1 protein-coding gene is annotated in these 645 nt (G+C 55.2%); it reads left to right on the top strand.

Annotation, left to right across the window (positions count from 1 at the left end):
• The coding region (locus INT22_RS14230) for a DDE-type integrase/transposase/recombinase (RefSeq protein ID WP_193068441.1) at positions 1-645 on the top strand (645 nt) is incomplete at both ends.

Below are 645 nucleotides of genomic sequence, written 5' to 3'. Positions count from 1 at the left end.
GAACGTGCAAGGCTCATCGCGCTATTTGACGAAGCGGTTATGGGGGGCGCTTCCCGCTATCAAGCAGCCGATATTATCGATGTAAGCGAGCGCACACTAAAGCGTTGGCGATCTGAGTGTGGCACTGTTGTTGAGGATCAGCGTCCACAGGCGGCACAAGGGAGGCAGCCGCATCAGCTGACGCATGAGGAAAAGCAGACCATTTTGAACACGTGTCATCGTCCCGAGTATCAGAGCTTGCCGCCGTCTCAAATCGTGCCCTTACTGGCAGACAACGGCGTCTATCTGGCCTCCGAATCGTCGTTTTATCGGGTCTTGAAAAAGCATCACCAGCAGCATCATCGTGGCCGTACGAAAGCACGCCGCACAGTACCCGCGCCGACCAGTTTTACGGCGACAGGGCCGAACCAGGTTTGGAGCTGGGATATTAGCTATTGCGCCTCCGTTGTACGAGGCCAGCACTGGTATCTCTACCTGATCATGGATATCTACAGCCGCAAAATCATTGCCTGGGAAGTTCATGAGACGGAATCGGGCGACTTGGCTAAACAGCTGATGGAGCGTGCATTATTGCGTGAGAAATGCTGGCATCAGCCGCCGGTGTTGCACTCGGATAATGGCGCGCCGATGACGTCCTATACGCTC

It is taken from the genome of Halomonas sp. 3D7M, from assembly GCF_014897885.1.
Classification (GTDB): domain Bacteria; phylum Pseudomonadota; class Gammaproteobacteria; order Pseudomonadales; family Halomonadaceae; genus Vreelandella.
The sequence above is the reverse complement of the archived record's forward strand: the minus strand, read 5'-3'. Positions and strand labels throughout refer to the sequence as shown.